Source organism: Laspinema olomoucense D3b (assembly GCF_025370785.1).
GTDB lineage: Bacteria > Cyanobacteriota > Cyanobacteriia > Cyanobacteriales > Laspinemataceae > Laspinema > Laspinema olomoucense.
This window is the reverse complement of record NZ_JAMXFA010000040.1, coordinates 53,811-60,897: the sequence shown is the minus strand read 5'-3', so window position 1 is coordinate 60,897 and position 7,087 is coordinate 53,811. Positions and strand designations below refer to the sequence as shown.

The window sequence follows — 7,087 nt, the reverse complement described above, 5'->3', positions numbered from 1 at the left end:
GGATGGGGAGGATGGGGAGGATGGGGAGGATGGGGAGGATGGGGAGGATGGGGAGGATGGGGAGGATGGGGAGGATGTTGAACATCTCCCGTATCTCCGGTATCTACCCTATCTCCCGTATCTCCCGTATCTCCCCCATCCCCCCTATCTCCCCCATCCCCCCTATCTCCCCTATCTCCCCCATCCCCCCTATCCCCCCTATCCCCCCATCCCCCCATCCCTAAAGTATGGGAAGCTATTCAAACCGGGGAATTATCCACCTATGAATCACCGGGAAAATTGTCCTAAAATCAACTGAGCCATGACTCGAAACATTAAAGATTTAATCTTGCCTCAATTCCATAAATTCCTGTCCCGAAAATTGCGGCAAGTGATAGCTAGTTTAGGAATAGTGATCGCGATATTGTTGTGGGGAATCGGAGGAGCGATCGCCTCCGAGGGTCTGGATACCTTAACAGTTGCTTCCCCTGCAACAGAGGCGGCCCCCAATCGCCCAACCCTTGATACGAATACGATTCCCTCGGCAAAGGTGTCTCAGTTTGTTGGGGCTTATTTACAAGTCTTGCGTCAAATTGAGGGCCGACAACAAGAATTACTCTCGGCACCGACATCCCTAGAGTCGCAACGCATCGAAGGGGAAATTGAAAGCGCATCAATCGCAGCGATCGAGCAAGCAGGATTGACCAAACAGGAGTATTTACAAATGCTCTCTCTGGCTAATATCGACCCGGAATTTGGCGAACGCATTGCTGCCGGAATTCAAGAGGCCAAAAACCAAGAATAAACCCCAAACTACTCCTTTTTTACCCAATTCTATCACTTTAATTTTCTTTTACGGTCATCAATCCCTGACTTGAGAAAGATGCTCAATTTCTTGTAGGCTGTAAATTGAAGCGTATGTTGCCATCTAGGAGTAAGGTGATGAGTTATCCGCAAGTTTTGTGTTTAGGGGAAATTCTATTTGATTGTTTGGCCGATCGCCCGGGTCAAGCATACCAGGAGGTAGAGTCTTGGACTCCTTATCCCGGAGGTGCACCGGCAAATGTGGCCTCTGGCTTGGTGAAATTGGGGACTCCAGCCGGATTTATTGGCTGTGTGGGACAAGATGACGCCGGGGAGGAACTGGTGAGTCTGCTGAAGGATATTGGCGTGGATTGTACCGGGGTGCAGCGTCATGATACGGCCCCCACCCGCAAGGTGTATGTAGTCCGTTCTGAGGATGGCGATCGCAGCTTTGCCGGGTTTGGGGAAATCAATACCACAGAATTTGCAGATACTCGCCTCCAAGCCGATCAGTTACCCCATGAATTGTTTTTTCAGGCAGATTTTCTAGTCGTAGGCAGTTTAGAATTGGCCTTCCCTGAGTCCAGAAAAGCCGTTTTCCGCGCTTTAGATATGGCAGAACAATATGATATTAAAATTGCCATTGATATCAATCGCCGCGATATGTTTTGGTCCGATCCTAGCGAATCAAAAGAGATAATTGAATCCTTAATTAAACGGGTTGATTTTTTAAAAATATCCGATGATGAAGCGGAATGGTTATTTGATACGATTGATGCCGGTGCAATTAAGTACCGTCTGGGCAGTGTAGAAGGGGTTTTAGTCACGGCTGGAGCTAAAAATTGTACCTATTGTCTGGGGGAAAATGAAGGGGTAATCCCCAGTTTTTCTGTAGATGTGGTGGATACAACCGGGGCTGGAGATGCCTTTGTAGCGGGGTTTATTCATCAGGTTTGTACTCATGGGGTCAAATATTTAGAAGACCCAGACCAGGCCAAAGATGTGGTCCGATATGCAATGGCAGTGGGAGCCTTGACGACGACCCGACCCGGTGCGATCGCCGCTCAACCTCTTCCCTCAGAAGTAACGGCTTTTCTGGCTAATCATTAAATTAAGGTGGGCAGCCTCGACACTGTTTCTCCCAGTACAAAGCCCGCCGATGCGGGCTAATTTAAAATCGGGTAATTACAGGGGGTATTCTTTTAAAATGTCTATAGAAATTGAACGGAAATTTTTAGTCAAAAATCAAGCATGGCGATCGCTGGCTGTGGGGACTCCCTATCGACAAGGTTATATTGCAAACAGTCAGGGTCGCACGGTGCGGGTGCGCCAGGTGGGAAATCAAGGCTATCTCACCATTAAAGGCCCCTCCCAGGGCAATTCTCGTTTCGAGTTTGAGTATCCAATTCCCCTAGAAGATGCTCAATTTATGTTAAATAATCTCTGCAATCCCCCCTTAATTGAAAAACAGCGCTATAAAATTCAAGCGGGGGAGTTAATCTGGGAAGTCGATGAATTTTTTGGAGAGAATCAAGGATTAATTGTTGCCGAAGTTGAACTCACTGAGGAAAATCAAATTGTTGAATTGCCCGAGTGGATTGGTCAAGAAGTCTCGGATGATCCGCGCTACTTTAATGTGAATTTGTCTACTTATCCCTATTCTCAGTGGACCGAAGGAAACTCGATGTGAACCGAATGGGACGGGAGGGCGATCGCCAGGGAGTAAGGAAACCGACCGATCCATCGGGTTCTGATGGGCGATCGCCCTGAAATGTATTTAAAACAGCTTAAAAATGTGTCACTTCCTTGTAGACTAGGGAGTTAATTCAGAGGGCTTTCCCAGGGATAAAACATGGACGTTAAAGAACTCATCGATCGCTATGCCGCAGGAGACCGAACTTTTTCTGAAATCGACCTCAGCAAAGCTGACTTACAACAAGTTGACCTCAGTCAGTGCAACTTGAATGGAGCCAACTTAAGTGGATGCGATCTGCGCGGTGCAAATCTCCGGCAAACATCTTTAGCTGAAGCGAATTTGAGTTGGGCCAATTTAGAAGGCGCTCATTTGTTGGAAGCTTCCCTCAATGGGGCGAATTTAGAAGGGGCGAATTTGAAAGAAGCCCTCCTGGATGGTGCTAATCTTTTTGGGGCTAATTTTACTCGCGCTGACTTACGAGGGGCCGATTTAAAAATGGCTGATCTAACCGAAGCCGACCTCAGTTTTGCCCACCTCGATGGGGCGAAGTTATGGGGCGCATATTTAACCGGGACCAAGGTCAAATATGCGATCGGTCTGCAAACAGCCAATCCCCCGATTGAAGAGTCAAAATAGGGCGATCGCTTCTCAAACTTATCCCCCCTGCGATCGCCCCAATTTGACCCTAAAGACGCGCAATTTTCACGGGTGCCCGGGCATTTTCCGGGACCGAACCCTTCTTAATCTGCTTAATAAGGCGGTTCCGGATACTCAAACTCATCCTCATACACATAAGCTTGATTCTCTCCGGGACTTGTGGGGGTTGATAAGCCCCCTTTTGGCCCTTCTACTTTCACAATTTCCTGACCAAAATCTTTATAGTCTTCAAAGGTTTCACAAACCAAATTAGACTCCTCTGAATTGGAGGGAATCATATAATCGGCTAAATTGCTGGCTGTAGGATGTTCATAATCAACCGTATCCGCCACCCATGCAGTATTGCTACCCGCGCCTTTTTCCACCGCCTCAAAGGTTGGGCAGAAAATCCCATGAGCATGAAATAGCGGGCCTTTGGGTGCAAAGGCTTGTCTGCGAAAATCTGCGTAGGCTTGTTCCAATTCAGCAGTAAATCCAGCAAGTTGTCCCATTTTTGAAGACCGATAAGCAATCCCAAATCCGGCTCCAACGGAACCACTTAAGGTCAAGCGTAAGGGCGTTTGATGAAGTAATTTTTGGTCTTGTCCCACCAAGAAAATCAGATACCGGGTGAAGGTTTTATATTTGGGGCGATCGGCTTTAAATTGTTCAGAAAAATCTGAAAATCGTCCTAAAATATCCCCACTCATCCGGTCTTTAACACAAAGCGGACCCCTGCGAACAATCAACATTCTGGGTGTCGTCGTCATCAGCAGGGTTTCGATCGCCCCCGTACTAAATTCATGTTCCACTGGCTGCCAATTTTCATCCGGTGTAAACCCCGATGCCTTGGCTTGATCCAGCTTAATGCCTAACCCGTAGGGTTTGAGTCCATCCAGATGCAAGCTGGGGTTAATCATCTGACACCAAGGCAACAATTTAGATGGGGGTGCCTTAAATTTTTCATCCTCGAAATCAAAAGTCGCAGAAGTCTTCATGGTTTTTATCATATTAATCGCTTCTCATTCAGTTTACTGGGTCTCGTCATCGTGAAAAGGGGAGAGTCTATGTCAGGGTCAACTCGCTATAGTAGAATACGGGATGAGTCAATTGGGGTTCTTGATCCAGATCGAACCGATCGGTGGAGCAGCTCTCGCATTCAACGATTGCACCCCCGTACTCGATACTCTGAAAAATTTAAGATTTTCGCGATCGCCAACGTTCATGATCAACCCCTCCCCCACCTGGACCTGTAGCCACACCCTCACCGCCCATTCTGCCGCCATCCTCGACCTGGCTTTTAGTCCCGATGGACATACCTTAGCCAGTGCCTCTCTCGATACTACTATCGTCCTGTGGAATCCCCATACCGGCGATGAAAGTCAGACCCTCATCGGTCATACGGATTTTGTCAATGCGATCGCCTTCCGCAGTGATGGCAAAGTCCTCGTCAGTGGGTCCCTGGACCAAACCCTGCGAATCTGGTCGCTTCGCACTGGGGAGGTCACCCGGATCCTAGAAGGTCATCGCAAACCTATCGAATCTGTCGCCATTTCCCCCGATGGTCAAACCTTAGCCAGTGGCAGTTGGGACCGCACGATTAAACTCTGGGATGCGAACACGGGTCAGGCTTTGCAAACGCTCAGGGGTCATGAAAAACCCACAGTTACCGTTGCATTTAGTCCCGATGGCAGGGCTTTAGTCAGTGGCAGTTGGGACCGCACGATTAAACTCTGGAACGTGGCGATCGGGGAAAGTTATCGCACCATTCAGGCTCATTCTAATCCCATTGAATGTGTCAAATTCAGCCCCGATGGAGAAATGTTAGCCAGCAGCAGTCTCGATTCAACAGTGAAAGTTTGGAATACCCAAACAGGGGAATTAATCCATACCTTGACGGGACATACCGATGGAATTCGTTCCGTGGTTTTTAGTCCCGATGGTCGCTATTTAGCCAGTGCCAGCAGCGATAAAACCATTAAGATTTGGTCAGTAGAAACCGGGGAAGAATTGGCCACATTGCGAGACCATTCTAGCTATGTCTTTGCGATCGCCTTCAGTCCCGATGGACGGACTCTAGCCACCGGCGGCGATGATAAAACTATTAAACTCTGGCGCATTCACCCCCCCTATCAGCAGCAGTAACCCTCAGTTCATCCCCCAGTTATTCCCTCGCTTTATCCCCCTTTAGTTGCTGTTCTCCTTCCGCCTCCAAGTATTCATAATTCGGATAGTCCGTGATCGGGGCCTGGGTTTGAGCCTCGATTCCCTCTTGGGTAAACAGGGTTTTCAATCCCCCCACAACCCCGGCTACTAACGCATTATAATTCCCCACAGACTGGCTCAGATTCTGGGAGTTGCGGCTGTTCCAATATCCCCCCTCATCATGAACCGATTCTAAAATTCCCAGTTCCTGAGCTATATCTAACATTTGAATGACCAATCCGTGACATTTAAGAAAATTTTTCATTCCTCCATATTCCGGATTGCTGGCATACTGAGTTTTGCAAAAATTCGACCAAGACCAAGGGGGCAAATTCGTGGGTATAGTAAGAATCTCTACTTTCGTCTCATCTATTTTTCCCGTTCTTTTTTCTTCAATACTTCTTTGAAAATCCTCCCAACCCCAGGGTTTTATCTCCTGTCGTCCTGCACCGGGTTCAGGTTTTCTCAGTTTCACTTCCGTCGTTTCTGGAAACAGGGCGAGTCCAAAATTAGCACATTCGCATCCCTGTCCCGGCCACACCGTAAAGGCAATCAACTGCACTGCATCTACAAAAAAGTAGGCGTTTTCGTATTCTATTCCCCGTGCCGCCTCTAATTTTAAAAACCGATGGATATCCTCGGGTTTATTCCGCTGATATCGGCATTCCTCCCCTACTAATTCTACCACTTCACTTACTTTCTCGAAGGGTAAATTAACAGCAGCTTGGTGCAAGGCGTGGATTTTTTCCCGGGCGAGTTCAATGGAGTTGATCCCTAAATTAAAATCATAACTGATAGTTAGCCCCATAATGTTAAGTCCTGATTGATAAAAAGGTCAAGGGTCCTCAATCTGATTTGTTAATTGTAGGCGATCGCCCTCTATTTTGCCCAATCCGGGACCCGTCTCTCCCTTGCCTTTACTCCCAGATCATCTTACCCCTTCTCCCACAGCTCAATTGTCAGGGTAATTTAAACTTACCCTGACAATGCGGCTGTGGGATTGTGGAGTCTATTTCTACAAACTCCCCCGGATTTATCGAATCAATTTAAGCTGTTGATTCACTTCATCGAGTTGAAATACTTCCGGGTCAAAATCTTCCTTCACCCATTCGCGGGTTTCTGCATAGTCTGGATCTTCAGGATTTTTGAGGATTTCTAACACCTCCCCATACCCGCGAATGCCGCCACATTCTTCAGGAGGGCAAGCGCGATCGCCCGCCACACACCGGGGATAATGTACCCCAGGAGTCGGTTCCAGAATTTTTTCGACTGTAATTTCATGCATCCAGCTATCATCTAAATTATATTCATAGAGAAAGCTGGCATTCTCTTCCGGCACTAATTCATCTAATCTCGCCCTGCGCTCGGTTTTCATTTCTAAACCATATTCCGGGTGAGATTGACCGTAACAAGTTCCATCAATGGTGAACTGATGCAAATGGGTATTTCCCCATCCCATCACCACTTGTAAAATCCGCTGGAGTTTATACAGGGTAATGTGACTGCGAACCTGAATTTCCCTCCAAATCGGAGGTTCACTTTCTTTGATGGTGACTTTTAACTGATAAATTGACTCATGCTCGTTGGGTTTTGTCTGGTTCATGGCGATACAACCGGGTTAACTTTTAATTAGGCATCGTTTGCGTGCTGTTAACCGATAATCATAAAGAGCCGTCGCTCTAAAACGTTAAAATAGCAACAAACACTTGTCCTCTAATATATTATCATGATCATCCAATCCGACTTCATTCAAATTGTTAAGTTTTA

General features: G+C 47.2%; 8 protein-coding genes and 1 pseudogene. 6 read left to right on the top strand and 3 right to left on the bottom strand.

Translation table 11 applies throughout. From position 1 onward, the window contains the following. From NG792_RS23375 to NG792_RS23355, 5 genes and pseudogenes are all read left to right on the top strand, one after another. Nucleotides 1-298, top strand: a pseudogene (locus tag NG792_RS23375) (hypothetical protein); the annotation flags it as partial. A 3-nt stretch (nucleotides 299-301) separates the two neighbouring features. Beyond that, complete coding sequence (locus tag NG792_RS23370) at nucleotides 302-784, top strand: DUF4168 domain-containing protein (RefSeq protein WP_261236979.1); 483 nt, start codon at nucleotides 302-304, stop codon at nucleotides 782-784. 137 nt (nucleotides 785-921) lie between these two features. Further along, nucleotides 922-1,893: a carbohydrate kinase family protein gene (locus NG792_RS23365; RefSeq protein WP_261236978.1), complete on the top strand. Its 972-nt coding sequence runs from the start codon at nucleotides 922-924 to the stop codon at nucleotides 1,891-1,893. Between the two features lie 97 nt (nucleotides 1,894-1,990). Further along, complete coding sequence (locus tag NG792_RS23360) at nucleotides 1,991-2,473, top strand: CYTH domain-containing protein (RefSeq protein ID WP_261236977.1); 483 nt, start codon at nucleotides 1,991-1,993, stop codon at nucleotides 2,471-2,473. A gap of 162 nt (nucleotides 2,474-2,635) precedes the next feature. Continuing rightward, the gene (locus NG792_RS23355; protein WP_261236976.1) at nucleotides 2,636-3,115 is read left to right on the top strand and encodes a pentapeptide repeat-containing protein; all 480 of its coding nucleotides are present in this window, start codon (nucleotides 2,636-2,638) and stop codon (nucleotides 3,113-3,115) included. 113 nt (nucleotides 3,116-3,228) lie between these two features. Here NG792_RS23355 and NG792_RS23350 read toward each other — a convergent pair whose 3' ends face one another. Beyond that, a complete protein-coding gene (locus NG792_RS23350) occupies nucleotides 3,229-4,113 on the bottom strand; it encodes a DUF5895 domain-containing protein (protein WP_261236975.1) in 885 nt (294 codons plus the stop codon). Between the two features lie 103 nt (nucleotides 4,114-4,216). Here NG792_RS23350 and NG792_RS23345 point away from each other — a divergent pair, with 103 nt between their 5' ends. Beyond that, the gene (locus NG792_RS23345; RefSeq protein ID WP_261201038.1) at nucleotides 4,217-5,260 is read left to right on the top strand and encodes a WD40 repeat domain-containing protein; all 1,044 of its coding nucleotides are present in this window, start codon (nucleotides 4,217-4,219) and stop codon (nucleotides 5,258-5,260) included. A gap of 19 nt (nucleotides 5,261-5,279) precedes the next feature. On the opposite strand, the gene NG792_RS23340 is transcribed toward NG792_RS23345, so the two are convergent. Beyond that, nucleotides 5,280-6,128 (bottom strand): hypothetical protein, encoded by an 849-nt coding sequence (locus NG792_RS23340; RefSeq protein ID WP_261201039.1) that lies wholly within the window; start codon nucleotides 6,126-6,128, stop codon nucleotides 5,280-5,282. 225 nt (nucleotides 6,129-6,353) lie between these two features. Further along, the gene (locus NG792_RS23335; RefSeq protein WP_261201040.1) at nucleotides 6,354-6,923 is read right to left on the bottom strand and encodes a plasmid pRiA4b ORF-3 family protein; all 570 of its coding nucleotides are present in this window, start codon (nucleotides 6,921-6,923) and stop codon (nucleotides 6,354-6,356) included. Nucleotides 6,924-7,087: the final 164 nt, after the last annotated feature.

Excerpts from the sequence above, each read along its gene's own strand:
- NG792_RS23370 (WP_261236979.1), top strand. The coding sequence starts at position 302 with ATGACTCGAAACATTAAAGATTTAATCTTGCCTCAATTCCATAAATTC.
- NG792_RS23365 (WP_261236978.1), top strand. The coding sequence starts at position 922 with ATGAGTTATCCGCAAGTTTTGTGTTTAGGGGAAATTCTATTTGATTGT.
- NG792_RS23360 (WP_261236977.1), top strand. The coding sequence starts at position 1,991 with ATGTCTATAGAAATTGAACGGAAATTTTTAGTCAAAAATCAAGCATGG.
- NG792_RS23355 (WP_261236976.1), top strand. The coding sequence starts at position 2,636 with ATGGACGTTAAAGAACTCATCGATCGCTATGCCGCAGGAGACCGAACT.
- NG792_RS23350 (WP_261236975.1), bottom strand. The coding sequence starts at position 4,113 with ATGAAGACTTCTGCGACTTTTGATTTCGAGGATGAAAAATTTAAGGCA.
- NG792_RS23345 (WP_261201038.1), top strand. The coding sequence starts at position 4,217 with ATGAGTCAATTGGGGTTCTTGATCCAGATCGAACCGATCGGTGGAGCA.
- NG792_RS23340 (WP_261201039.1), bottom strand. The coding sequence starts at position 6,128 with ATGGGGCTAACTATCAGTTATGATTTTAATTTAGGGATCAACTCCATT.
- NG792_RS23335 (WP_261201040.1), bottom strand. The coding sequence starts at position 6,923 with ATGAACCAGACAAAACCCAACGAGCATGAGTCAATTTATCAGTTAAAA.